The organism is Okeania sp. SIO1H4, from assembly GCF_010672695.1.
In the GTDB taxonomy this organism is placed as follows: domain Bacteria; phylum Cyanobacteriota; class Cyanobacteriia; order Cyanobacteriales; family Microcoleaceae; genus Okeania; species Okeania hirsuta.
This window is the reverse complement of sequence record NZ_JAAHGB010000006.1, coordinates 26,814-51,882: the sequence shown is the minus strand read 5'-3', so window position 1 is coordinate 51,882 and position 25,069 is coordinate 26,814. Positions and strand designations below refer to the sequence as shown.

The window sequence follows — 25,069 nt, the reverse complement described above, 5'->3', positions numbered from 1 at the left end:
ATCGTCGCAATGACGAATCGCACACCAGATTCTATATCAGAAATAATTCGTGAAAAAAAAATTGTAGGCATTCAGTCCCCAAACCCAAATGAGATTTGAAAACCAAACTCCTACAAGCAAATACTATAACATAACTCCAGTAGGGCGTATTAATGAAATGTAATGCACTGCCTATCCTTAATATTTCGGTGCGTTACACTCCGCTAAGATACCCTACTTCTCCCCCCTTTCAAAGGCAGCAGGGGGGTATATTACCCTCTAATAATAAAGTCTTCAACTTCAAGCAATGCTCCATTACTCAAAGTGGCGAACTGAGCGCCATCACCAAAACCACCAGCATTACCATTAGGGTTGTAGAATAAAGCACCATTATTACTGTTGTAAACAATAACTGCTTCAGAAGTTGCAGCAGCATTATTACTGGTAACAGTGGTAAATTCTGTTGCGATACTGTTAATGGCAGTAAATGTAGTTCGATCCAACAGAATTTTATCTTGACCGACAACAAAATCAGTAATTTCATCCACACCAATATCATCAGCATCAAATTCCTGATTTGTGGCAAAGATAAAACGGTCAATACTAGCACCACCAGATAGAGTGTCGTTTCCACTTCCACCATTGAGGCGATCGCGTCCTTGACCACCATTCATCTCATCGTCCCCATCCCCTCCAAAGAGATGGTCAAAACCAAGACGACCTTCTAAAACATCATCGCCATCCTGACCATAGAGGGAATCATTACCACGACTGCCAATAATTGAGTCGTCACCACCACCACCAACAAGAGTGTCATCTCCTGCTAGACCTGTGATGGTATCATCTCCAAAGTTGCCGTTGAGAGGTTCATCTTCTGGAGTACCAAAAATTTCTTGAGCAACTGCATCAACAATAGTGACTTGAGCAACTTGGTTTTCTGCATCAACTACATAGTCTTCTGTTTCTATCAACTCAATAGTTGTAGTTTCTTCTCCTTCCGACTCCTCATCCGGAATAGTTGTCCAGGTAACTGTTGCCGTAGTTGCCCCTTCGTCAACAGTAATAGCGGAACGTGAGAGTTCATCCCCTGCTGCTTGGAGTTGTTCTAGGTTAGAAGCATTGGTTAACTCAGGAGGAAATTCAATATCGCCAAAAGCATCATCAGCATCTGTTTCTGACCAAATTACCTGTAAACCTCCTGCTGGAGCAGCTTCACTTAAATTGAAAGTTAGGGTATATTGACCTGCGTTTTCACTAACAGTTTCCGGTTCAACGTTAATACTTACTGTCGGGATATTGACATTTATTTGCCGAGGGTTATAACTGAAACTGTCAATTTCCAGAGGTTCTTCAAAAGCATTAGCAACATTTTCCCAGGGGATAAATTTAAAGTTGGTATTGAAGTTTTGAATTTCTCCATCTTCTGGATCTTGTAGAACTGCTTCTGGTTCATTTGCTCCGTCTTGAATTACTAATAAACCGTTGGGGAAATTGTTACCTAAAGGTACGTTAATTACATCTGCACCATCAGATTCTTCCGCTCCATCAATATTGGCAAAATCTCCTACAAAGAAGTTACCAATATATTCATTATCTCCTTCCCGTTCATAAACAGCAAAAGTATTATCTCCCTGACTAGAAGCTAGTAAATAACCATTACCATTCTCAGCATAATAAATAGTTAAACCTTCTACATCCGCTTCAATATTTTCACCAACTTCATCAACTAAAGTTCTTTCATTACTACCATCAACTTCTGCATCAAATTTCCAAATTCCGAAGTTTTCTTGACCAGCATAAAGGAATCCTAATTCTTGGTCTACTACCATTCCTTCAACTTGAGCATCATCCAGTTCTCCACCTTCTGGAATAGGTACATCTAGACGACGAACTTCTGTGGCACTTACCGTTCCATCTTCGTTACTTGTTAACTCTAATTGAGCAATTTGGTCGCCATCTCGCTGACTAACATAAGCGTAAGTTTCCCCAGTATTAGGATTAGTATAAGTTGCTAAACCATAAGCTGTTTGTTCCCCATCATCTATGCCAAAAATTGAAGCTGCGGGGTCGCTAAGATTAGCAGCAGTAATATTAGTAAGTTGACGAGTTTGAGGGTCAATACTCCAAATTGCTAAAGTATCATTTTCTCGGTCAGTTGCTACTGCCAAGTCAACCGTTTTATCTCCTATTTGGAAGTTATAAACAATATCGACATTGTTATAACGAATATCCCCAGGAGTATCAGGAGAAATTTCTTGTAAAACTTCACCGTTTAAATCGTAAACTTCTAAACCAGCATCTTTTAATGTACTAATAACTAAACTTTGGTTGGGGTTATTAGGATGAACATAAATTGCTGGATCATCTGAATCAATACCTGTTTCAATTCTGTTCGTGTCTGGAGTTTCAACAGTAGGAGAAACAGCAGGAATACTATCAATATCTAGGGAGAAACCTAAAAATTGAGTAACTTGAGGAGTTACATCATTAAAATTATTATCACTAACTACCACTAAAGATTGAGACCCATCTGGCAAAACAGGTCCGAATGTCATCCCCTCATCATTATCTAAAGTAATGCCTAAATCTGCAAAATCTAGTAATAGTCGTTTTTCTGCTACAGCATCAACATCAAATAACGCTCCATCGGGGTCATCTGGATTAATTAAACCGTCAAAATCTTGGATATTAGTTGTATTTTGTAACTGAACTTCGTAGAGACGGATATTATTACCAACTCCAACAGCAAAAGACCTTTCCAAAGCTAATAAAGTATCGCTATTATCAAGGGCAAGTAATTCAACTAAGCCATTATCAGCAAAACCATCTTCTGGGTCTGGAGCAACAGGAATAGGGTCAACAAAATAGAGAAATTCTTTAATAGCTTCCCCGGTTTCTAAATCATATTTAATAATCCGAGAAGCACTGTCATTTTCCAGAGTAGGACGTTCGCCATCTTGTACTAAAGCACTTTCTGTTGCTGTGTAGAGAAAACGTTTGTCAGGAGTAATTGTTAAACTCTCAAATGCCTGATTATTTCTGATGCCTTGAGTACCATCATTATTAGGTAAAAATTTATCTGGAATTGTCAACTCATTTAATTGTTCTCCTCCTAAAGAAAATTGATTAACAAATGGGTCGATACCCTCATTAACATTTCCTTCCGAAGATATGAATAAATTCTCACCATTAAAAGCAATTCCTTCCGGGTCAACACCATTTTCAGGAAATGGTACTCCATTATTATTTAATAGAGTAGTAAAATCTATAAATTCAACATCTCCATCATCAAGACTCCCATCACTCCAATCAATATCAACAGTATAAAAACGGGCATCATTATTCTGACTCCGGTCATCAGAAATAGCATAATAAATTCCCGAACCTTTATCATAACTAATACCAGAAATACCACCTACTTCTGTACCTTGAAAATCCAACCCAGTCTCAAATTCTACCCCCCCAATAAACTCAATATTTGTGACAGTTTTACGATTTTCATTAGTCACATCTGCCCAAACCAAACGATGGTCTGAACTAGGAAAAGGAAAGTCTCCCACTAAGTCAAATAAAGAGTCATTTTCCTCCGGCCAAAAAACAGCAGCATCAACTATTTCTTGGTCTATTGAAGGCAAAACATAATCAACTCGTAAATTTCCAGAAGTACCAGGCGCATCATTAAAATCTGCCGTATCAAAAGCAGGGTTGCCTCCATGATTTGCACTTTCTTCCCCTTGACGGTTTGTAGCATCAATTCCCCCATTACTACCAGGAGTTACTGAAGTATTCACCAGAGGATTTTCTAATAATTGATTAATAGCATTATTGAAACTATCTCCATCAACTGGGTCAGCATTTTGGTCTCCCATAATAACAAAAGAATTACCAGCTGCTAAACCACCAAAATTTCCGGCATCATCATAAATATAATCTCCTTCTCCAGGAGTAACATAATCTGCCCAAAACCGAATTTCATCGTGATTTCTTCTGCCATTTCTATCTTCCTCCCCATCAAAAACTGGTGGAGTAGGATGACTAACTAAAACATGAATTATTTCCCCATTCACATTTATCGGCACATCCCAATGACTCTTAGAAGAAAGACGAAATACCTCTAATTCTTCCTCCGAATACCAATCATTAGGTTCCGGTGTATCCAGATTATCCGGTAATAATGCACCTGGCATATCTTTCCAGAGAAAGTTTTGAAAAGTTCTTACTTCCTCTTCAACAATAGGATATTTTGAATATAAAACCATTCCGAATTGACCGGGAAAATTGCCAAAACCAAAAGCATCATTCCCATAACCAAATTCACCCGGTGTTGTGACTATTTCCTCATTATTATCTAGGTCAAAACCAGAAGAAATACCTGTATTAGAAGGATCAAAATATACGAAAGGATATTCTACAGGATTTACTCCATTTTGACTTACTTCTAAATAGTTATCTCGGAATAATTGGGCAGCAGTTCCTTCTGAGTCAAAGTCAAATTCATTAACTAATAAAACATCAGGATTGACTCTTTGAATAATTTTTGCTACTGTCTTTCCTTGTTCGTTTTGTTCTGTAGAAATATCTGTGATTAATTGACCTTCTTCGTTGCGGTTTAGAGATGCGTTGAAGGTGGCAAAGCGGATTGGATTTGGCATAAACTAGAAACCCTTGAAATTAATTAGACTCATAACCGTAATGGGATTTTATAGGTTCTAATTTAAGTTTTGTTTATGTTTAGGTTAAGTGTTGTTTATTGGTATAGTGTAAAAAATTTTCAATCTAGATAGTTGACTGTATTTTTGATTGTGGTGATTCAATTAATTATAATAAAATACTTGTCTGTAGTTTTGCTCTAACTCCTGACACCAATTTCATAAAATATTGCTACAGTCACGGCACAGGGAACAGGGAATAGGGAATAGGTATGGAGGGAAAGAAAAACAGAAATATTAAAGAGGAAAAAAGGTTGAATTGTTAGAATTTATGGGATTTATATTTTTGGCGTTGCTGAATCAAGGGATGAATATTTTTTAAACAGGTAAATTTCATCCTTAATACTTCTTTTTTGTCCAAGCATACAATTCATCCTACAAATATGCAACGCCTCTCCTTCTATTCCTCTTTCTTCTTCTTTCTTCCCTCCTGACTCCTGACTCCTGACTCCTGACTCCTAAGTAATTAAGGTTAATATCATACACGCTATTCAGCAACGCCATATTTTTTTATTGTAGGAATAAATCACAAACTAAGATGTAACTACCTTTTTTGAATTTGGTATTAAATACTTAAATCGTAGGAAAAGATTTGGGTTAAAGTTTAATTTGATATAGCAATTCCTATACTGGTAAGGTACAAAATTCGTTTTTTCTACTGACTCCTGAGTTCTGACTCCTCCGTCGTTATTTATAACTGTTCAACCGGACATGATATTACTTTTAGTTTTCCCTTGAACGCGCTCGTCATCATTCACACAGAAATTATCAATTATTTCCCCTACTGCCTACTACCTACTCCCTCTTTTCTGCGGAATATCGCTAATTTATAAATACTGGCTCTTGACATTATCTCAATTAAAGGATATGTTCGAGTTAATTTGGTTATACTAGGCTAAATTTTTGCCATAATTTATTCTTTATCAAAATAATTGGGTCTAAAAACCCCGCCTTGATTGGCAAAATGTTTTTGGAGACTTGCTCAAATCTCCGTTACAAAAACAACTTCTGACTTCGTTAAAATGAGGAATAATATTCAAGAAAATGAATCCAACAATAGAACTTTTTTGCTTTCAAGGTAGTCTTTTTGCTTGGCGAGTACACCTGGCCTTAGTAATTCATAATGTTGATTATGTCTCTCATTATTTAGACCCATCAACAGGAGAACATAAACAACCCGATTATCTAGCTTTAAATCCTCGTGGTAAAGTGCCATTACTAAAACATGGGGAATTATTTGTGCGTGAATCTATAGCAATTTTAGTATATTTAGATTCTCTCTATCCTGAGTGGCAACTTTTTGGCAATACTAGCCAAGAGAAAGCAATAATTTGGCAACAGGTATGTGAAGTTGAAAATGTAATTGTGCCTTCTTTACTTCAGCTTATCCCTCCAATTTTCTTTGGAGGTTTAGCAGAAAAAGAGAAGGAAGTTGTTGAAAATTTCCAGAAATTAAAAGCAGAATTTACCATACTCAATGATGAGGTTTTAGCAGATAAAAATTGGTTGGCAGGCAATCGATTATCTGCTGCGGATATTGCCATTTATCCTATTTTTAAATTTGTCGAAAAATTAGCAGCTCAGGAAGATGTAAGTAAATTAAACATAGACATCTTACCTATAGAGAAAAAATATCCAAAATTAGGAGATTTGCTACAAAAGATTGATGAAATGCCTAATGTTGATAGTCTTTATCCTCCTGACTGGCGTTGAAGCAGAAAGTAGGCAAGAAGTGTTCGTAAATATAGTTGATTAAATAAACCAGAATTTACCCAGAAACCGGGTTTCTCTACGAAACTTGCCTGTATGACAGCCAATTTGATATAATTCACTTTAGGTTGCTAACATTAACAATGTTGGTTTTATCCTAACTGATAAGCTCCGCTAAAACTATTGTTCTACCCAACCTATCGATAATAAAAAAGGCAGAAGTCAGAAGGCAGAAGGAAACAAAAGGTTAGAAGGAATAAAGTTTTTTTATCACTGATTATCCAGACATGATATAACTGATAATACTTCAACCTTATGCTTACTTCAAAAACCATTACCAATTAAAATAAATGGTGCCCAATAATAAGGATGATTAAACTCACTTTTAATCATCGCAATTTGTGCTTTTTGTATAGACCCAGCCTGATTTTTACCACTCTTTAAAGCTGTATAAAAATCATTCATAAATTCAGAAGTACCCCGATCATCTACTTGCCATAAAGTTGCTAAACTTGCTGCCGCACCCGCAACTTGCATTTGATAACCAAAACCTAGAATTTCTGAACCATCTCCTAGTAGTTTTCCTTTACCAGTTTCACAAGCGCTCAAAACCACTAATTCTACACCATATAAATTCCACTTTTCTACTTCTCGTAAACTAGCTAGTTCCCCATCTCCATATAATATAAAAGAATCTTCTGGACTGCCATTAACAAAAGCAGAATGAGTAGCAAAATGTATTAAGCTATGACTACCCATCCTTAATTCCATAAATTGTTTAGTAAAATCATCTCCTAATAATTTCTTGGTTTGAGGAAATATACTAGCTAGCTTTTCTACCTCTACTTTTGCAAAAGGCAAACCTTCAAACTCAAACTGTCTTTTGCCAATTGCAAAGTTATAATTTCCTTCAGTTAAAGCACCTGCCAAAATTCGGATATTTCTATTTCTCCTTGGAGTTAAATCCATAATACTTGCAGCAGTAATATGATTGATTTTAAACCTCTCTGTCAGCCATTTTTCTCCATCATATAAAGCTGCTAAAGGAATATAACGGAGCTTCCCATCTGGTGCATAAATAATAGTTTTAACTCTATTAATTTTTAGGTCATTTTCTATTGGCTTAATTAACCAATTATAAAGTTTTAATCCAGCTTTAGCAACTCTAGAATCAAAGATATTATTAACTTTTCGTCTATCAATTAATCCTACTTTAAATGTCAAAAGCACTCGTTCAAATTCTTCCTGATTAACTAACACTGTATGATGAACTGGGGGAGAATTAGCAGTAACTAAAATTAATTCCAGGCGATCTTCTAAAATTAAGGGATATAAGACTACTGCATTTTCTTTGTTATGTTCTTTTAGTTCAGACTGTAACAAAACTAACATTTCAGGGGTAAGTTTTTGACTCTTAGATTGCTTCTTTATTTCTGAGCTAACCTCTGTTATTTCATCACTACGAATGAAATCGTGAATAGCAACTAATTTTTCTAATGAAATATTCTGATTTTTCTCGTCAGTTGTGCCTATGTTATCTAAGAAATTAGTATATTTTTCTATAAAAATATTTTCCAGTTTAAGCATAATAACTTCATTGGATTTATCATCAGCTTTGATACCTCCCATATACTCAAATACTTCTTGTACTTTCAACAAATCAAGAATTTGATGCGATTCTATGGCTCTTTTTTGCTCGAGCAATAAATCAGCTAAATCCCGATAAATGTCAGTAACAGTACCGTCTAAATAATCCTTTTGTTCCTCTACTGGTAAAACCTGTAAATCTTTGCGGATTTTTTCTGTAATATTAATTGATTGTTTATAAAATATTATTGCTAATTCTGGTCGATCATTTTTTGCTAATAATTTTCCTATATCAGCAAGGGTAATTCTTTCTCTATTTTGGTTTTCAAGTTGTCGATCGAGAATTAAAGTATGAGTCAAAAATTCTAGAGATTCAGAATACTGACCGGACTCTCGATACACTATACCAATATTATGAACAGAGGCAGATTTACCTTCCCGATCGCCTAACTCTTCCCAAATAACTAATGCTTGTTGATGGGATTCTAATGCTTGGGAATATTTTTCCTGTTCTCGATAAATTACACCTATATTATCTATAGTTATTGCTATATTTAAACGGTCTTGATTTTCTTCATAAACTTCTAAAGCTTGTTGATAAAACTTTAAAGCCTTAGAAAACTCTTCTAAGTGGCGATAAATTGCTCCAATATATGTTAAAACCTTAGCTTTGTTTTGGGGATTATTCTGTAAAACTTTCTGATAAAAATCTATAGCTTGTTTATAGCGACCTAACCTTGAATTAACTAAGCCAAGATTACTTAAAATTGCAGTAAGATTGACATTATCCTTTTCCTTTTTAGCCATTTCTAAAGCTTCTTCATAAAACTCTATAGCTTTTGGATATTTACCTTGGCGATCGTAGATAACACCTATTTTATTTAAAGTGCTACTAATAGCAGTAGTATCGCGCAGTTGCCTACGCATTTTCAGTGCTTTATTGAATGATGCTAATGCTTGGGGATATTGACTTAGGTGAGAATAAACTGTACCAATATTATGTAGGATGACAGCAATTTGCTCTGTATCGCCTAACTGTTGACGAATTTCCAAAGCTTGCTGATAATTTTCTAAAGCTTTCTGATACTGCTGCAGTTGTCGATCGATGCTGGCCATACTGTAGAGGGTGCTGCTGATATTAAGGCGATAGAACTCCGTTCCGCTATCGCGAACGCCCTGTTGAGTATGAATATCTAGGAGTTGCTGCAAAGTTTCTAAGGCCGTTTTTAATTCCCCATTTTCAAGTTTTTGTTTAGCTTTCTTATCAAGTTCCTGTGCTTGAGTTTGTAGGTTTTCTTGAGTCAGGCGATCGCTATATTTTTTAGTCTCTTCTGCAACTGCTTTTGAATATATCTGTACTTTCTCTATTTTCTCTGTTACTAGAGATGGAGGCAAAATCAAGAAAAATACAGTACCGATAATTAATCTAAAATATTTCCAATTTATCATTTTCTACCAAATTCATAAAATTTTGCTATATTGAACTTTTTGAGTAGGTGCTAGGTTGAGTTAGGTAAACTTTTATCTTTCTTCCCTGTTGTAAAACCTAAAATTTTGTACCTCACGCTTTTTGGAAATCGCTATACTTACAACGCTGTTATTGATTGATGAACCACATCGCCATAATCAAAAACCTGTAGGGACCAAAAACCTGTAGGGGCTAATGGCCATTAGCTAGCGCACAACTACGTTAACACCCCTACTGTGGTCTACCGAAATGAAAACTGCTGTATGGTATAAGCATTGCTGGACTAAGGAATGAATCTTTGCAAAAAAAGGTAACCCATCTTTTACTTCCTCTTTTTCTCAAACTATTAGCAAGTTTTGCTTGAAAATGTGGGTTAAACAACCTACCCTTATGAGTTATTCCCCTCCTTGGTAAGGGAGGATCGAGGGTTGAGTTTTTACCCATAATTCTTAGTCTAGACGAGCTACTATAATTCCAATGGGCAAATATATAACGTCCTCCACACTCCCCACACCCTTTCATCCCTCAAATATGCAACGCTATGGTCTGTTCTTCATAAACCCAACTTCTTTAGTAGGTTGAAACTGCATTTATATTGCTTTTTGCCTTTTATATCATGTCTGGATAAGAGCGCCATAGAACTCCGTTCCCCTGACACGACCAAAAAACTTTCTCCTTTTCCTCCTCTTCCTATTCCTTTTCCTTCTTTCTTCCCTCCTGACTCCTGACTCCTGACTCCTGACTCCTGACTCCTGACTCCTGAGGAAAAGTATTGAGACCGAAAATCAAAAAAGCCTGATAAATTTTAAGATTTACCAGACTTTCTTTTAGATTATTTATTTTTATGGCGGGAGGCGGATTTGAACCACCGACCTTCGGGTTATGCTTACCACCACAGCTTTCACTGCCTTAATTCTGAAACTATCAGAATTAGTTTGTAGTCTGGACTGTCCCTTTACCCTCAGCTTCTATCAAACTAGAACTGCTAGGGTACTTGCCAACCAGTCTCTACACCTTCTCCTTTAATTCGGAGCTTGGCTCGGGATTACCCCGCTAACGGTTTCCCCGAATTTGACAAGTAATCACATACAAATTTCTTCGTATGCCGCCCCTTACAAGGTATAACTTCAAGCTTAGTGACTAGCGGCGTCTATATGTGCTTGTTTTGTTTGTCTTACCTTATAACTTGAGCCCGACGAGCTACCAGACTGCTCTATCCCGCGTCGTCTTTTATTAATATAACCATAACCTCATCAAAATTGCAACCCCTTACTCAAAATATTTTCAAAATTTTTTTCAGGGCTGTCCAATCACCAAATAATTAAGGTTTAAAGCCTCTCCTCATAAAGGAGAAACAAGAAAAAATTTTCATTATTAGTCAATCCAATCCGTTTTCAAGGAGAGGTAATAATTAATTATTAATTATTAATTATTAATTATTAATTGTTGAACTATACCATACACATTTCTCCAATTACTTCCAAACGCTTGACATTACTGAGAGACATATAGTTTTCCCCTAGAGTCTCAGCAATAGTTGGACTGATCCAACCCATCTGAGTTAACAAATGAATAGCCACTGCATATTTCGCTCGTTTAGCACCATCATTAACTTTAATGGCCAAACCCATCCCTTCACCTACCCGACCAATACATTGCACTCCTTCGGCCCCAGACTTACTAACAATTTCTCCTGCCGTCAAGCGCATCAACTCTGTATCAAAACTTCCTTCTCCCCCTACCATTTCTGGATGATAGGTCATCGCCCTGACAATTCGTTCTAGATCCAAACTATCACCTGAAGCCAGTTTAGCGTATAAAGTTGCCATTTGACTCAGTTGCAGGAGATAAGTTGGAGCACCACAGTCATCACGAGCGCCAATAAATTCTGCTGCGGGCATTGCCAGTAACTCAGCTACTTTGCTAATAATCAACTGTTGAACTGGATGCTTCATTTGCAGGTAAGACTCCATCGGCCAATTTCTTTGCTGACAAACAGCCAGCATACCTGCATGCTTACCAGAACAGTTATATTGCAAAGGACTATTTTTATTGGCAGGAGTTGGACATTGGAGTTTTGATGGGTCAATATCACAACGCCATAAAACGTTAAATACCTGTCTTGCTTGCTCTATTGTACCTTGATGGGAACTACAGATAATGGCCAAGTCTAAGTCAGTTAAGTCATAACGTTCTAGGGTGCCTGTAGTAGTAACTGCTAAAGCTTGAAATGGTTTGAGAGCTGAACGGACAAATGTGGCAGTATCTGCACCTCCGGCCACGGACAAAACCCGACCTCTATGGTCGCACACAGTGGCCTGAACTTGGTGAATTGATTCAAGGATACCTTCTCGGAGTAGTCTGACTTCTAGTTGCGAAGTTTGTGTTCTTTTTCCCCTTGTCATTTTTATTTATTGTTTTGGGCAAGTTGAGTATTCATCAAGTACATTAATTTAACTGTATTTTTGAAGACTATCTATCAATTTAATCTTAATAAGTCTCAACTGATTCTCTTATACTAAACTAAGTTATGCTCATCAATATTTCTTCCTTAAAAGTACGAGTATTTTTAGTCATGTCAGCTAAGATAATCGTCTGAAGAGAGTCTTTGTTAAATGAATATTAAATCACGTAGGGTGCGTTACGTGAAACTAACGCACCATCCCACAGCACCCGGTGCGTGAGGTGTAAAACCGAGCATTATTCCATCAGTGGTAAGCGTGCCGTCACATACCCTACTTAATCTTTTGTTTACAAATAGTTTCTAAATATAAACTATTTAAGTACAATTCCGTATGAGATTATTGTATAGAATAGTGTAATGTAGCAGATATTTTAGAAAAATAGTTAAGCATATAATCTGAGAATGAGTCAGGTAAAAATAACTGTAATTACTTGACTACCTAAATCAAAATTACTATGATTTTTTGTAACTATTTTGGGTTAATTTTAGATCGAAACCCAGATTATTCCACCGAGACAAATTATTAATAGCAAACTATAAAAAGTTTTGTGTAATCTTTTGATAAGTGGCTGAACTTGATAGTTAACTATTAACTTATCTTTTGTAATTTCTTCTTGTGTTTTCAGCCATGTTTGCCCATCATACCAACCAGACTCTTCATAAAAAACAGTAGTACTAGCAAGACGTGATCGTATATAATTCCAACCTAAATAAAGTCGCAATAATACCAAAATTAGAATAAAGCTTGCACCTGCTGACCCACTCAGTAAAAACTCGATCGGATATTTCTCTGGAAAAAAACTTGCTGCTGCTACTGGGCCTGATACTAACCAACTCCAGAGCCAAACCCAGACTAACTTCTTTATATACTGAAGTCTTTCTAATGTTACCCAACAAAACAACCAGGAATTTTTGAGTTCTTCATATTCGTTGACTGGTTGTTGTTCTAGGGGAACTGGAGAGCTAGATATTATCTGTCTAGTCATAAATCAATTTTTCCTCACTTATATTTTATGCCAGTAAAGAGGTAGTTCATATTGACAGCCTGATCCTAATTGAGCAATGATAAAGTATCTACTTTTTCTGCATGACTCCAAAATGCTTCTAAATTGTAGAATTCTCGTTCTTCGGGCTTCAATATGTGGACTATGACATCACCATAATCCATTAATATCCAAGAACTTTCGTTTTGGCCTTCTACTCCTAGAGGATAAAGTTCTCTATCTTGTTCTACCTTTTGGGCGATCGCCTGAGATATAGCTCTGACTTGAACATTAGAGTAACCTGTGATAATTACGAAGTAGTCTGCTAAATAAGATACTTCTGATACTTTAATCACAACAATGTTATCTCCTTTACGGTCTAATGCTGCGTTAACTATTGTCGATGTCAATTCTAAGGTTCCATCGGATTCTGAATTTGTCTGACTTAATTCGGTTGACAAGGACTGAATATGGGGGTAATTTGACATTAAATTATCTGTTTCCTTTTCCTTATATATATTTATTGTATTGGATATTTCTGTTGACTAATTTTTAGCCTTTGTATTAGTCATAATCTGATTGATTTTATTGCTGCTTCATTTTTTGTTCATCCTCGGGTTTTTTGGCCTTTTTCAGGAACCAATTTCTTGTTAATATAATTTTTGGGTGAATCAAACAATTAGTCCCTAGCAAGTGCTTTATAGTATAATCGCAGATTAACCAAACTGCTTGGAAGAGATTTTCCTTACTAAGTTGTCTCAAATGCTGTGACTCTGCATTGTCACCTTTACCTGGTTCTAAAGTATCTGCGAGGAAAATTATGCAACTTAGCTGATTCATAGCTGGCTCTCCTCATGTATAATTAGTTATCATTTTCTTTGTGGCTTTAATACCCCACCGTCAACGGGGGTATTCACGCATTACTTGGGGGAGCGTAGACGCGGAGCGGCCCTTCGTTGACTATCCCCATGTAATTTTCCTCCTGTCTCCTGTCTCCTGTCTCCTGTCTCCTTCTTCAATGATGCTAAAATCTCCTGATCCTTGATACCAAACTCTTTTTTTGCCACAATTCACTTACATTAGCATGAAGCAAATGAGAAGAGACTTCTGATACTAAATCTATTTCTAAACCCTCTGACTTAGAAATTTGTAATAATAGGGGAGAAAAATATTTAGCAAGATCGTGCATCAATGTTGCTAGTTGATCTTTCTCCTAGTTTATAGTATAATAGTTTGCTATATCCTGTGCCATTTTTTATACTCTAAGAATATGTTTGAGCCTAGAGACTGAAACATGAACGGAAAGCCATGTTAATACCAGCGCTGTTTCATTCTAACACTGTGCCATTTTATGTATTGACTAAACCACGTTACAGGTTTAGGAAATGTATCTTCGCTGTCTGAAAATCAATAAATTCATTGTCAAAATCTAGAATGAAATGACCCTGATGTTAATACTTTGTCTTTAAGTTGAACCAAATCTAATTTTTCCTATTTTGGAATTGACAATTCCTCATATTTCATAACAATTATTTTGACTTCACACTGATGATTTTGATAAGAGTTTGTGATTTTCTTAAAGTATAAATTTATCAGATTTTTACCTAAGGGACAACAACAGGGAAAAACAATTATAACGTTTCGACAGGTTTTTAGTATTTGTTTGTAAGCATTTCCTGCGGAATGCTGCGTAAACAGCTATTAGCAGTCAGTTATTCCCTGGGTCAGGACTACGTTAACAGCAATTAGTAATGAATAATTAGTTCTAAGGTTTAGTCAGGAGAGTTTGACAGTAAATTTTATTATTTCTCAATTTCAAAGGTTGCTTTTACGGGGACTCAAAATCAATAGCTCATAGCTGACCGCTGAATGCTTATATTTGTTTTTGGTTAAATTATCAAAATTAACTGACTTATAAACCCCTAGTTCTCCAAATTGAAAAGTTATAATTTTTTGAATAAATATTTATTTACTAACTCGCTATTTAAAATAGTTTAGTTATACAGAGGTTTTACTAAAGCCTAAGATATATCAAGACTTAACTATAAGCTCTTTCAAACTAAACAATAAAAATTTTTAGATTTAAAGTATAGCTTTCTATACTAAACTAAATTATCTTTTTAAAGATATACTAGCAATTATTAGTACCTGATTTTGCTAGAATAATCTCAATTGACAGTTAAGAAATTCTTAACAGATTCGTATTAACCGCAAGTCTGAAACACAGAAATATGCAGTCTTCAGAGCCGTCAGCCCCAATATCACAATCTGAGGAGATAGATACTCAGTCAGCCTCCTTGCAAACTAAGTTTGTAGTTGAATTCTGGGGTGTACGAGGTAGTATACCTACCCCTGGTAGTAGTACAGTTCGCTATGGTGGTAATACCTCCTGTGTAGAAATGCGCTTAGGGGAAAAACGTTTGATTTTTGATGGAGGCACAGGTTTAAGAGTATTGGGTTTAAACCTAATGAAGCAAATGCCAGTGGAAGCATATATGTTCTTTAGTCATACTCACTGGGACCATATTCAAGGATTTCCATTTTTTGTTCCTGCATTTATGCCTGTCAATAAGTTTCACATACATGGGGCAATCGCACCTGACGGGACTACAATTAAGGAATGTTTATCCGATCAAATGGTAAATCCTAACTTTCCTATTCCTTTACAGGTTATGGGTTCTGAGATGAAGTTTTATGACTTTAGCACTGGAGATGTAATTAAAATTGATGATGATATTGAGATTGAAACAGCTCCTCTAAATCATCCAAATTTTGCTATTGGATATCGAGTTTGTTGGCAGGGTAAAAGTGTAGTTTATTGTCCAGATACAGAACATTATGAAGATCGTTTTGATGAAAATGTACTTCATCTAGCTCGTAAAGCTGATTTGCTGATTTATGATGCTACTTACACAAACGAAGAATACTATAATCCTGAATCTCCTAAAATTGGTTGGGGACATTCTACTTGGGAAGTAGGTGTGGAAATAGCAAAAAAAGCAGGAGTCAAACAAATAGTTATGTTTCAACATGACCCTTCTCATCATGATAATTTATTGGATGAAATTCAAGTTGCTCTCCAGTCAGTATTTCCCAATGGGTTGGTAGCAAAAGAAGGTATGACAATTCCAATTCTTTAGAAAGCGTTTAACACCTCAGCAGTTCAGCGGTCAGCTTTGCGCGGAAAGCGGAGCATTCCGGAATGGACAGGGAATGAACAACCCAAGCTTTTAGATAACATTATCTATGTACTACCTTTTTAGCCTAATGGCTGATAGCTAGTTAAAGTAGCAAAAAATAATGAAATACTAGCACAGAAATTATATTAATGCCAATATCTAATCTCAGAAATAAAGGTAGACGACGACCATTTCTTTTTTTACTTTTACTACTGATATTTTTATGGAGTGCAAGTTGTGGTTTGGTTATGGCAAAAATTTCTACTGCAACAACTATTTCACAAATTGAGCCTCAACTAATGAGTAATGTTGATGTGGTTCCCAAACGTCACCAATTAGGACTGTCATTATATTTAGACAATTGTACTACTTGTCATATTCCAGTACCACCTCAAGTCCTTCCCACAGAAAGTTGGAAAGTAATTCTAGAGGATTATCAACATTACGGTATACAACTCCCTACTCTTATAGATCCACCTCGTCAACTTATTTGGAATTACCTACAAGTATCTTCTCGTGTCAAATCACAGCAAGAGGAAAGAATACCTTACAGAATTTCTAGTTCTCGTTATTTCAAAGCGCTTCATCCCAGAGTAGAATTTCCTCAAAATGTGAATATCAAGGGTTGTGTTTCTTGTCATCCTAGCGCTGCAAAATTTGACTTTCGGACTCTAAATGCAGAATGGCCTGAATAAAGTCAAAAGTCAAAAGTTAGAAGTTAGAAATTGTTTTTGTAAGAGGAATTTTGAGCAACCCTCCAAAAACATTTCGCCAATCAAGGTATGGTTTTAGACCCAGTTATTTTGATAACATTTAAGTCAAAATTTAAAACTAATGGAAGTAGTAGGAAGATAAGTTTAAAAACAATAAAAAAAACTACCTCAAGGCAAATCTATCTAACATTATATATCTTTTTTGTTATAAGATTAATAAATATAAATATTCAAAAGTTTTACCTAAATATTTAAGTTATAAAGCCTCTACGTTCATGGAGAAAAAAAACAGACAATTCTCCTATTATAGAAGAGTTATCTATTAATTATTAAATTATTGAAGTGTCCCTAGATACTACATTTTGCAGTAAGGAATGTAGGATATTGACATCTATAAAAATAAAGAATATTATCTGTTTGAGATATATATAAAGACAAGCTTTTACCTATAATTTTGACCACTCTTGTGTAATTATTCATACAGGCATGGGTGGTAATTTTAGTGAAGCTGAAGTAATACTTAGTCGCACAAGAGATCCCAATTTATGTAATTGGTATCAGTTATCGTTTAAGGAATTCAAAAAAGGAGAATAGGTACAATGAGTGATGAAAAATTACTAAAAGGCACTAAATACGATTTCTTTGAAGATCGCGACTTAGAAGTAAAGGTTTCTTTGAATGAGGAGCTAAGTGCCAATGAATGTGGTACAGACAAACAGCCTATCCTAGTTAAACTTGACCAGGAAGGAGAAAATACATGGTACTTTGATTACGTGGTCTTCTTATACGAAGGTTCGTATATTTCATTTACTATTAGATCGAACGGTCCTTGTGGATATGGTTTTAAAATATTTACAACAGAAAACAGCATAGTCAATAGACTCTATGCTGTTAATAAAGGTGATGAGGAAAGCCAGGAAAAATTAGAAGTCACAGTCGATAAATACCAATATGAAGGAGATCCTATTAGAGTTAGAGATTTTCAGTACTTGGATAACCAGATAAATAGCAATGTTCTAAGAAACCACTTGGTTAATATTGTCACATGGCCTATTTATGGCTATGAAAAAGATAATTATAAATATCGTCCAGGACTTTCTCCGGTCAGGCTCAGAAATTCTAATTCACAGCAACAATCTACAATTATCAGTAACATAATAGAGGATAGGGACAAATTAAATTTGATCACCAATGGCTCTATCCATATGTTTTTCTATGTACTCAAAGAAGGCGAAGATATCACAGATATATGTGATTTGCAAAGTTCTGCACAATAACTCGCCAATTTGACTTTTGAGACGTAATTCATTTGATGATTAGTATTAATTGAACTAAATTCATCATATTTGTATCGACAGAATTATTAAGGAGAAAAATCTAAAATGACACAAGACGATCAGACTAAATTAAATTCACCTCCATCTGACTCTATGGCAGCACTAGCAACAAATACAGACCAAGACAAAGATACAACACCAGATCCAGGACCAATTACACCAGAGCAAATTATTCAATTCCTTCAAAAATTACTTGAACTTATCCAACCTGCAACAGCTGCACTACCAGGAGAAATTATTAAATTTCTTCAACAAGTACTTGCAGAAGTTATTCAACCTACAGCAACTCAATTTCAATTGGCAGCAGCTCAATCAGTTGAACAAATTACACCTGGAGTAATTAAACATTTTTTCCAAGATTTAATTGACGATCAGAAGGTAGATTTATACAGAAGATTGCAATTAAAAAAGGCTCTTACTGTTAGCAAAATTCAGTCTCAGGATGAAGATTGGGTTATATCAAAAGCATTCAAGGAAGCTATTTATTGGGAGCATGATATTCCTGATGAGGAAAGTACTCCTCCTCCTAAACCTGAAACTAAACCTTTTCCTAAACCTGAAAAAACTTATCATCCTAATTGGATCGTACCCAGAAAAAAGGGATTCTTCACAGTAGATGCCAAAACAAAATTTGTAGCTCATCAAGTAGGAAAATTTGTTTCAGAGGGAAGTAGTAATCAAGAACTCAGTTTATTTGGTGGTTTAGATTCAGATTTAGAAGGTGAATTTTCTGGAGAGAGCGAACTAAGTGCAAAAAGTAAGACCTACCTTCTTGCAGAGTATACAATACCAAAAGTGATTCTATCTGTAGACTGGGAAAATATTAAATTTAACTCTAAGTTTTATAAGAAGGTTAAGGACGCTTTAACAGGAGATGATGAGTTCTATAGCTTTGTAGAATTAAATTATCTTTTGAACGAATATGGTTACTTTGTGCCATTGAAATTTACGCTCGGGGGTAAGATATGTGCGCAAAGTGAGGTAAATTCAAAGATTGATTCTAATTCCCAACAATTTGCATCCTTTAAATCTTCCTTTGCATCTAGCCTAAATCTCTTCGGTGCTGGAAGTGAAGGGGAAGGTAAATCAGAAGGAGAGATAAAGGCTAGTCAAAATATGTCTAGTAAAATGGATATGGAGTTGGAATACTACGGTGGTCTTGGATCGGCAATAACAAATCCTATTGGATGGATGATGTCTTTGAACTCTTACAAGACATGGACAGTCATTAAATATTCTGAGCTTGTTCCTATCATCTGCTTTATTGAAGAAGAAGAGTTGAGAAATAAGGCGATTCGTGCATTTATGCGTTATTCATATTATCCAGACACTGATAAACCGTTGTTACTAAATGGCATTTCTTATGCTAGTCTAGCTTTAGAATTAATAAGTCAAAGGAGCTTCTTAGAAGATACACCACAGAAAGAAGTATTAGGACCAGGACCGGAAATATGGAAAAATTCAAAGAAAAAAAGAAAGCTAAAGGCGAAGAAATTTAAGCGATTATTCTCATATACAAGATAAGAGTAAGTCTCGCAATTGAGATGAAAAAAGATTCCTCTAAACAATAAATTCACTCTGCTAGTTCGGTTTGTCTTAAAGAGGGTGTACCAGATCCTTTAAGTTTTCCAGTATTCCCAAACTCCTCAAAACTTGATTCGAGTAGAATTGTCTTGTGCCATGACTCTGACTCAGAATCTACATTCTGTACTTCAAATATAATACACTGAGAATAGACAAGTGGCGGGGAAATTACCTGAATATTTTGAGTCTCAATACTCATACTCCTGCTAATTATCGCCTTAAGTAATGTTGGGGTGTCGGTGAACAAAGCTTACCGACACCCCTAGTTTTTGTGATTGTAACACCTATCCCCAATTGGCCATGGTTTTAGACCAGTGAATTTTTGATAAAATAATTGATACCTATTTTTTAACAACCAAATAGTTCTAAACTGACTAAACTCAGATCAGAGGTATATTGACAAAATTCATAAAAAATGGTATCTAAATAACCATTTTGGCAATTAATCAATGGAATTTAACTTAAATAACAACTATGTTCAAAAAACTTCTCGGAGACCCCAACGCACGCAAACTCAAGAAATTTCAACCTTGGGTGACAGAGATTAATATTCTCGAAGAAGATATTCAACAACTTTCAGATGAACAGCTAAGGGCAAAAACAGGAGAATTTAGACAAGCTCTAGAAAAAGCAACGTCTAAGGACGAAGAAAAAGAAATATTAGAAGAAATTCTACCGGAAGCTTTTGCTGTAGTCCGAGAAGCAGGAAAGCGAGTGCTAGGTATGCGACACTTTGATGTCCAACTTTTGGGGGGCATTATTTTACATCAAGGCCAAATCGCAGAAATGAAAACAGGAGAGGGTAAAACCCTTGTAGCTACCCTACCAGCATACTTAAATGGCCTCGCAGGTAAAGGTGTCCATGTAATTACGGTTAACGACTACTTAGCTAGACGGGATGCGGAATGGATGGGACAAGTGCATAGGTTTCTGGGTTTAACCGTAGGGTTAATTCAACAGGGAATGAATCCAGAAGAACGGAAAAAAAATTATGCCTGCGATATTACTTATGCTACTAACAGTGAAGTCGGATTTGACTACTTGCGCGATAATATGGCAACTAGCATGGATGAGGTAGTACAACGTCCATTTAATTTTTGCACTATTGACGAAGTTGACTCTGTATTAGTAGATGAAGCACGGACTCCTCTGATTATTTCTGGGCAGGTAGAAAGACCGAGTGAAAAATATATTAAAGCAGCAGAAATTGCAGCAGCTTTGGATAAAGAAAAAGAACATTATGAAGTAGATGAAAAAGCTCGTAATGTGTTATTGAGCGATGAGGGTTTTGCTCAAGCAGAAGAGTTATTGGGAGTACAAGATTTATATAACCCGGAAGATCCTTGGGCACATTTTATATTTAATGCTTTGAAGGCAAAAGAATTATTTATCAAAGATGTTAACTATATTGTTCGTGATGAAGAAGTAGTTATTGTTGATGAATTTACTGGTAGGGTAATGCCTGGACGACGTTGGAGTGATGGTTTGCATCAGGCGATCGAGGCGAAAGAAAGGGTGGATATTCAGCCAGAAACTCAAACATTGGCAACTATTACTTATCAAAATTTCTTCTTACTTTATCCCAAATTATCGGGGATGACGGGAACGGCAAAAACAGAGGAAACGGAATTTGAGAAGATTTATAATCTACAAGTGACTATTGTTCCGACTAATAGACCAACTGGTAGAGCAGATTTATCAGATGTGGTTTATAAAACAGAGAAAGGGAAATGGCAAGCGATCGCTAATGAATGTGCGGAAATGCACACAGCAGGTCGCCCAGTTTTGGTCGGTACAACCAGTGTGGAAAAATCAGAGTTACTTTCTAGGTTACTTGCTCAACTGAAAATTCCCCACCAACTGCTGAATGCTAAACCAGAAAATGTGGAGCGAGAGTCAGAAATTGTGGCGCAAGCAGGGGGTAAGGGTACAGTTACTATTGCTACTAATATGGCAGGCCGGGGTACTGATATTATTTTGGGCGGAAATGCTGAGTATATGGCAAGGTTGAAATTACGGGAGTATCTGATGCCGAGGGTTGTTAAACCGGAAGAAGACGATGGTATGAGTATGATGCGGGTACAAGGAGCTAAAAAGCAAAATTCAGCTAAAGGTTTTGGCGAACAGAAGAAGGTGAAAACCTGGAAAGTATCGCCTGAAATTTTTCCAGTTAAGTTGTCGCCACAAACTGAAAAGATGTTGAAGGAGACAGTAAGTTTTGCGGTGCAAGAGTGGGGAGAGAGAGCGCTACCTGAGTTGGTGGTGGAAGATAAAGTGGCAGTAGCTGCGGAAAAAGCTCCTACTCAAGACCCGGTAATTCAAAAGTTACGGGAAGTGTACAATTTGATTCGCAAAGAATATGAAGGCTATACAGATAAGGAACATGATAATGTGATCAGTCTGGGTGGGTTGCACGTTATTGGTACTGAGCGTCACGAGTCAAGGCGTATTGATAATCAGTTGCGGGGTAGAGCGGGACGACAAGGAGACCCTGGTTCGACGAGATTTTTCTTGAGTTTGGACGATAACTTATTACGGATTTTTGGTGGCGATCGTGTTGCTGGAATGATGCAAGCGTTTGGGGTTGAGGAAGATATGCCAATTGAATCTGGGTTGTTGACTCGTTCGTTGGAAGGCGCCCAGAAGAAGGTGGAAACATATTATTATGATATGCGGAAGCAGGTGTTTGAGTATGATGAGGTGATGAATAATCAACGTCGGGCAATTTATGCGGAACGCCGACGGGTATTGGAAGGTAGGGATTTGAAGGAACAGGTGATTAAGTATGCGGAGCAAACTATGGATGATATTGTGGAAGCGTATATTAATCCTGAGTTGCCTTCGGAAGAGTGGGAGTTAGATAAGTTGGTAAGTAAGGTGAAGGAGTTTGTGTATCTGTTGGCAGATTTAACTCCGGAACAGTTATTTGATTTGTCGATGGATGATATTAAGACTTTTATGCACGAGCAGGTGAGGAATGCTTATGATATTAAGGAAGCGCAGGTGAATCAGATTCGTGGTGGTTTGATGCGGGATGCGGAACGTTTCTTTATTTTGCAGCAAATTGATACTTTGTGGCGGGAGCATTTGCAGCAGATGGATGCGTTGCGGGAGTCGGTTGGTTTGCGGGGTTATGGTCAGAAAGATCCGTTGATTGAGTATAAGAGTGAGGGTTATGAGTTGTTTTTGGATATGATGACGGATATTCGTCGGAATGTGGTTTATTCTATGTTCCAGTTCCAGCCGCAACCTGCAGTGCAGACTACGGCGGCGGAGACGGTGTGAAAAAATATAAATCCCTAGTCCAGTAGGGTGTGTTAGCGTCAGCGTAACGCACCAAAGACATAATAGGTGGTGCGTTACATTTCATTAACGCACCCTACCAAAGCTTTTTGGATTCAGAAAGTTTGCTTGTTACTCAAAGTTTAAAATTTTCATCATTATCCATTATCAATTTGTTGAGCGAACAACAGATTAGCGATCGCGAGATTAAGAGTTCTGGCGAAGGTTCCTTGAATGTACCACGAAAGGTTAGTTTTTCCAGAGCATCGGGAGGAGGTTTATTAATTATTATATTAATGGAGAACCTTATGAACCAGAATCCCAGGACTATATTCTGGAGCTGAATACTGCTGAACAATGGGTTTTACCAAATCCATTAGATCCCGGTACTGAGATTTGGACTTAGACTTTAGATGGACTTGGACTTAGATTGAGACTTACTCATTGGTACAGTAAAGCCATTGACAAAAAAAAAAAAAATAAGCTATGCTTCGGTTTAGTAAAAGAAGATTTATTGAAGATGAAAAAGTTAGTTGTTACTGTTTTGGCTACTTGTTTGTTACTGTTGACTACTGCTCTCCCAGCTTATGCTGATCGGGAAGAAGTGGCTATCCATTGGGAAAAATGTATAGTTGAATCGCAACTTACTGCATGTTATGAGAGATTAGAGATAGACCAGGATAAGGACACAATCGAAATTGAGACAGATGGTTGGGTAGAAGGAGATCAACGAAAAGGTCTTTATTGGTTGGGGAGGATAGTGGATCAATGTTGGGAGAGTATAGAGGATGATGTTAGTAAATATGAATGGAAGTGGAAAATTAAAGACGATAAATTGAAATTGGAGGTAGATAAAAAAAATAAATAATGATTGATCTAAAAGGATAGCACATGCTGATGTTAGCATCACCCAACTCGTTAAACCATCATCGCAGCCCCATTTGCTGTAATGAATGTATGAGCAGCCTTTGAGCCAAACCAACTTCCCAACGGGTCTACCTGGTACACCTCCTGATACCCCTCTAGGTCTAACTTCAGTTGTCCAGGAACCCCTTCCCTACCCTTTGGTTTGGCCTGAAAACCCTTAGTCATTTTGTCCAGAAAGCAATTCCCCCAATTACGGCGGGGAGTTGTTTTTTTCTTTTTAGGAGTGTACCGCTTACAAAAGTCCCGATACCGTTTGGCACATTCCTCTAACGTTGTGGCCAATTCTAGAAAAGCCGGATGCCATTCCGTCAAACCATCATCAGTCAATTGTGCATAACTACGAGAATGGTAGCTCCTCTGGATTTTCTAGCTCTAATATCAAATCCCGATAATTACTATACCCAAGTCATTGCGACTGGAACGGAGTGGAAGGAAGCAATCTCAGGGATCTACGAGATTGCTACTCTGCGAGAAGGCTTCGCCTACGGCTAGCTTGACTCTTTCAGATTGAGGTTAACTCTCTAATATTATCGCCTCGCAATGACAACCATGAACCTTTTATGCACCAATAATTAAGTAGGGTGAGTATTCTGCCTGCCCGAAAGTATCAGGAATCAGCGATCGCTTGTTCGGAAGATATTCAGGCGATCGCTATTCTTTTGCAGAGAAAGGAAAGCGTATTGTGTTATAATTATAACCGTATGATGTAATTTATTTTCTATAATCACAAAAATCATAATGGTTTCATCTAAATTGCTTCAGCTAGAAAATGCCATTAATAACTTATCCTTAGATGAGAAAATATGGCTAATGGAAAAAATCATAGCTCAAATGAAAGAGCAAACAAAATCTGCTAATTATCAATCCCAACCCGATCTAGAATTTAGCAATCAAAATAAGAACTTAGAAACCGAACCTTTAATTGGTTTATTTGCTGCTTCCCCAGATTTAGCAACTAATTCTGAGGAAATTTTACAAGGAGAAATTAGGGAAAAATCAGGATGGTTTTATTCAGTTATCAGTTATCAGTTATCAGTACCTTGCAGCAGAATGTTTGGAAATCACGAAAGTCTTGACTTTGGTTCAAAGAGACTTTCAGCTATTTCGACCTAAGCATTGTCAATTTTTTGAGATTATGCCGTAATTT

Annotated in this window: 20 protein-coding genes; 10 read left to right on the top strand and 10 right to left on the bottom strand. The window is 36.6% G+C overall.

What is annotated here, in order from left to right; all coding sequences use genetic code 11:
- Positions 1-251: 251 nt before the first annotated feature.
- Positions 252-4,631 (bottom strand): phytase, encoded by a 4,380-nt coding sequence (locus F6K06_RS04570; RefSeq protein ID WP_161564981.1) that lies wholly within the window; start codon positions 4,629-4,631, stop codon positions 252-254.
- 432 nt (positions 4,632-5,063) lie between these two features.
- Positions 5,064-5,192, bottom strand: a complete 129-nt coding sequence (locus F6K06_RS04565; RefSeq protein WP_287308813.1) for a hypothetical protein — start codon at positions 5,190-5,192, stop codon at positions 5,064-5,066.
- A gap of 540 nt (positions 5,193-5,732) precedes the next feature.
- On the opposite strand from F6K06_RS04565, the gene F6K06_RS04560 reads away from it, so the two are divergent.
- Positions 5,733-6,401 (top strand): glutathione S-transferase family protein, encoded by a 669-nt coding sequence (locus F6K06_RS04560; RefSeq protein WP_287244143.1) that lies wholly within the window; start codon positions 5,733-5,735, stop codon positions 6,399-6,401.
- A 321-nt stretch (positions 6,402-6,722) separates the two neighbouring features.
- Here F6K06_RS04560 and F6K06_RS04555 read toward each other — a convergent pair whose 3' ends face one another.
- The 6 genes from F6K06_RS04555 to F6K06_RS04530 form a co-directional block, all read right to left on the bottom strand.
- Positions 6,723-9,434: a tetratricopeptide repeat protein gene (locus F6K06_RS04555; RefSeq protein WP_287244140.1), complete on the bottom strand. Its 2,712-nt coding sequence runs from the start codon at positions 9,432-9,434 to the stop codon at positions 6,723-6,725.
- Between the two features lie 1,470 nt (positions 9,435-10,904).
- Positions 10,905-11,858, bottom strand: a complete 954-nt coding sequence (locus F6K06_RS04550) for an asparaginase (RefSeq protein ID WP_124145055.1) — start codon at positions 11,856-11,858, stop codon at positions 10,905-10,907.
- A gap of 544 nt (positions 11,859-12,402) precedes the next feature.
- Entirely contained in the window at positions 12,403-12,903 is a 501-nt protein-coding gene (locus F6K06_RS04545) for a CGLD27 family protein (RefSeq protein ID WP_124154684.1), read from the bottom strand.
- Positions 12,904-12,968: 65 nt separating this feature from the next.
- The gene (rsfS, locus tag F6K06_RS04540; RefSeq protein WP_124145053.1) at positions 12,969-13,388 is read right to left on the bottom strand and encodes a ribosome silencing factor; all 420 of its coding nucleotides are present in this window, start codon (positions 13,386-13,388) and stop codon (positions 12,969-12,971) included.
- 97 nt (positions 13,389-13,485) lie between these two features.
- Positions 13,486-13,740, bottom strand: a complete 255-nt coding sequence (locus tag F6K06_RS04535) for a hypothetical protein (protein WP_287308814.1) — start codon at positions 13,738-13,740, stop codon at positions 13,486-13,488.
- Between the two features lie 80 nt (positions 13,741-13,820).
- Positions 13,821-13,967 (bottom strand): hypothetical protein, encoded by a 147-nt coding sequence (locus F6K06_RS04530; protein WP_161564527.1) that lies wholly within the window; start codon positions 13,965-13,967, stop codon positions 13,821-13,823.
- 1,164 nt (positions 13,968-15,131) lie between these two features.
- Between F6K06_RS04530 and F6K06_RS04525 the strand changes: the two genes are divergently transcribed.
- The 4 genes from F6K06_RS04525 (at position 15,132) to F6K06_RS04510 (ending at position 19,653) form a co-directional block, all read left to right on the top strand.
- Complete coding sequence (locus tag F6K06_RS04525) at positions 15,132-16,040, top strand: MBL fold metallo-hydrolase (RefSeq protein WP_124145051.1); 909 nt, start codon at positions 15,132-15,134, stop codon at positions 16,038-16,040.
- Positions 16,041-16,228: 188 nt separating this feature from the next.
- The gene (locus F6K06_RS04520; protein ID WP_124145050.1) at positions 16,229-16,774 is read left to right on the top strand and encodes a diheme cytochrome C; all 546 of its coding nucleotides are present in this window, start codon (positions 16,229-16,231) and stop codon (positions 16,772-16,774) included.
- Positions 16,775-17,391: 617 nt separating this feature from the next.
- Positions 17,392-18,069: a hypothetical protein gene (locus tag F6K06_RS04515; RefSeq protein WP_287244130.1), complete on the top strand. Its 678-nt coding sequence runs from the start codon at positions 17,392-17,394 to the stop codon at positions 18,067-18,069.
- A gap of 105 nt (positions 18,070-18,174) precedes the next feature.
- Complete coding sequence (locus tag F6K06_RS04510) at positions 18,175-19,653, top strand: MAC/perforin domain-containing protein (RefSeq protein WP_287244127.1); 1,479 nt, start codon at positions 18,175-18,177, stop codon at positions 19,651-19,653.
- 49 nt (positions 19,654-19,702) lie between these two features.
- Here the strand turns inward: F6K06_RS04510 and F6K06_RS04505 are convergent, their stop codons facing one another.
- Positions 19,703-19,912, bottom strand: coding sequence for a hypothetical protein (locus F6K06_RS04505; RefSeq protein ID WP_287244126.1), 210 nt, complete (start codon positions 19,910-19,912; stop codon positions 19,703-19,705).
- 275 nt (positions 19,913-20,187) lie between these two features.
- On the opposite strand from F6K06_RS04505, the gene secA reads away from it, so the two are divergent.
- Together secA and F6K06_RS04495 are read left to right on the top strand one after the other, a co-directional pair.
- Entirely contained in the window at positions 20,188-22,998 is a 2,811-nt protein-coding gene (secA, locus tag F6K06_RS04500; protein ID WP_287244123.1) for a preprotein translocase subunit SecA, read from the top strand.
- 517 nt (positions 22,999-23,515) lie between these two features.
- On the top strand, positions 23,516-23,863 hold the full coding sequence (locus F6K06_RS04495) for a hypothetical protein (protein ID WP_287244120.1): 348 nt from the start codon (positions 23,516-23,518) through the stop codon (positions 23,861-23,863).
- Positions 23,864-23,913: 50 nt separating this feature from the next.
- Here F6K06_RS04495 and F6K06_RS04490 read toward each other — a convergent pair whose 3' ends face one another.
- Positions 23,914-24,087, bottom strand: a complete 174-nt coding sequence (locus F6K06_RS04490) for a hypothetical protein (protein ID WP_161564982.1) — start codon at positions 24,085-24,087, stop codon at positions 23,914-23,916.
- Positions 24,088-24,219: 132 nt separating this feature from the next.
- Here F6K06_RS04490 and F6K06_RS04485 point away from each other — a divergent pair, with 132 nt between their 5' ends.
- From F6K06_RS04485 to F6K06_RS04475, 3 genes are all read left to right on the top strand, one after another.
- Complete coding sequence (locus F6K06_RS04485) at positions 24,220-24,414, top strand: hypothetical protein (protein WP_124154690.1); 195 nt, start codon at positions 24,220-24,222, stop codon at positions 24,412-24,414.
- Positions 24,415-24,503: 89 nt separating this feature from the next.
- Positions 24,504-24,632: a hypothetical protein gene (locus F6K06_RS04480; RefSeq protein ID WP_282433625.1), complete on the top strand. Its 129-nt coding sequence runs from the start codon at positions 24,504-24,506 to the stop codon at positions 24,630-24,632.
- Positions 24,633-24,660: 28 nt separating this feature from the next.
- Positions 24,661-25,035 carry a hypothetical protein gene (locus F6K06_RS04475; RefSeq protein ID WP_161564656.1) on the top strand — a complete coding sequence of 125 codons (375 nt, stop codon included), beginning with the start codon at positions 24,661-24,663 and terminating at the stop codon, positions 25,033-25,035.
- Positions 25,036-25,069 lie beyond the last annotated feature (34 nt).

Coding starts and splice junctions, on each gene's coding strand:
- F6K06_RS04550 (WP_124145055.1), bottom strand. CDS start 11,858: ATGACAAGGGGAAAAAGAACACAAACTTCGCAACTAGAAGTCAGACTA.
- F6K06_RS04525 (WP_124145051.1), top strand. CDS start 15,132: ATGCAGTCTTCAGAGCCGTCAGCCCCAATATCACAATCTGAGGAGATA.
- F6K06_RS04475 (WP_161564656.1), top strand. CDS start 24,661: ATGGTTTCATCTAAATTGCTTCAGCTAGAAAATGCCATTAATAACTTA.
- F6K06_RS04510 (WP_287244127.1), top strand. CDS start 18,175: ATGACACAAGACGATCAGACTAAATTAAATTCACCTCCATCTGACTCT.
- F6K06_RS04520 (WP_124145050.1), top strand. CDS start 16,229: ATGCCAATATCTAATCTCAGAAATAAAGGTAGACGACGACCATTTCTT.
- F6K06_RS04565 (WP_287308813.1), bottom strand. CDS start 5,192: ATGGCGTTGCTGAATAGCGTGTATGATATTAACCTTAATTACTTAGGA.
- F6K06_RS04505 (WP_287244126.1), bottom strand. CDS start 19,912: ATGAGTATTGAGACTCAAAATATTCAGGTAATTTCCCCGCCACTTGTC.
- rsfS (WP_124145053.1), bottom strand. CDS start 13,388: ATGTCAAATTACCCCCATATTCAGTCCTTGTCAACCGAATTAAGTCAG.
- F6K06_RS04555 (WP_287244140.1), bottom strand. CDS start 9,434: ATGATAAATTGGAAATATTTTAGATTAATTATCGGTACTGTATTTTTC.
- F6K06_RS04535 (WP_287308814.1), bottom strand. CDS start 13,740: ATGAATCAGCTAAGTTGCATAATTTTCCTCGCAGATACTTTAGAACCA.
- F6K06_RS04485 (WP_124154690.1), top strand. CDS start 24,220: ATGCCATTCCGTCAAACCATCATCAGTCAATTGTGCATAACTACGAGA.
- F6K06_RS04560 (WP_287244143.1), top strand. CDS start 5,733: ATGAATCCAACAATAGAACTTTTTTGCTTTCAAGGTAGTCTTTTTGCT.
- F6K06_RS04515 (WP_287244130.1), top strand. CDS start 17,392: ATGAGTGATGAAAAATTACTAAAAGGCACTAAATACGATTTCTTTGAA.
- F6K06_RS04570 (WP_161564981.1), bottom strand. CDS start 4,631: ATGCCAAATCCAATCCGCTTTGCCACCTTCAACGCATCTCTAAACCGC.
- secA (WP_287244123.1), top strand. CDS start 20,188: ATGTTCAAAAAACTTCTCGGAGACCCCAACGCACGCAAACTCAAGAAA.
- F6K06_RS04545 (WP_124154684.1), bottom strand. CDS start 12,903: ATGACTAGACAGATAATATCTAGCTCTCCAGTTCCCCTAGAACAACAA.
- F6K06_RS04495 (WP_287244120.1), top strand. CDS start 23,516: ATGAAAAAGTTAGTTGTTACTGTTTTGGCTACTTGTTTGTTACTGTTG.
- F6K06_RS04490 (WP_161564982.1), bottom strand. CDS start 24,087: ATGACTAAGGGTTTTCAGGCCAAACCAAAGGGTAGGGAAGGGGTTCCT.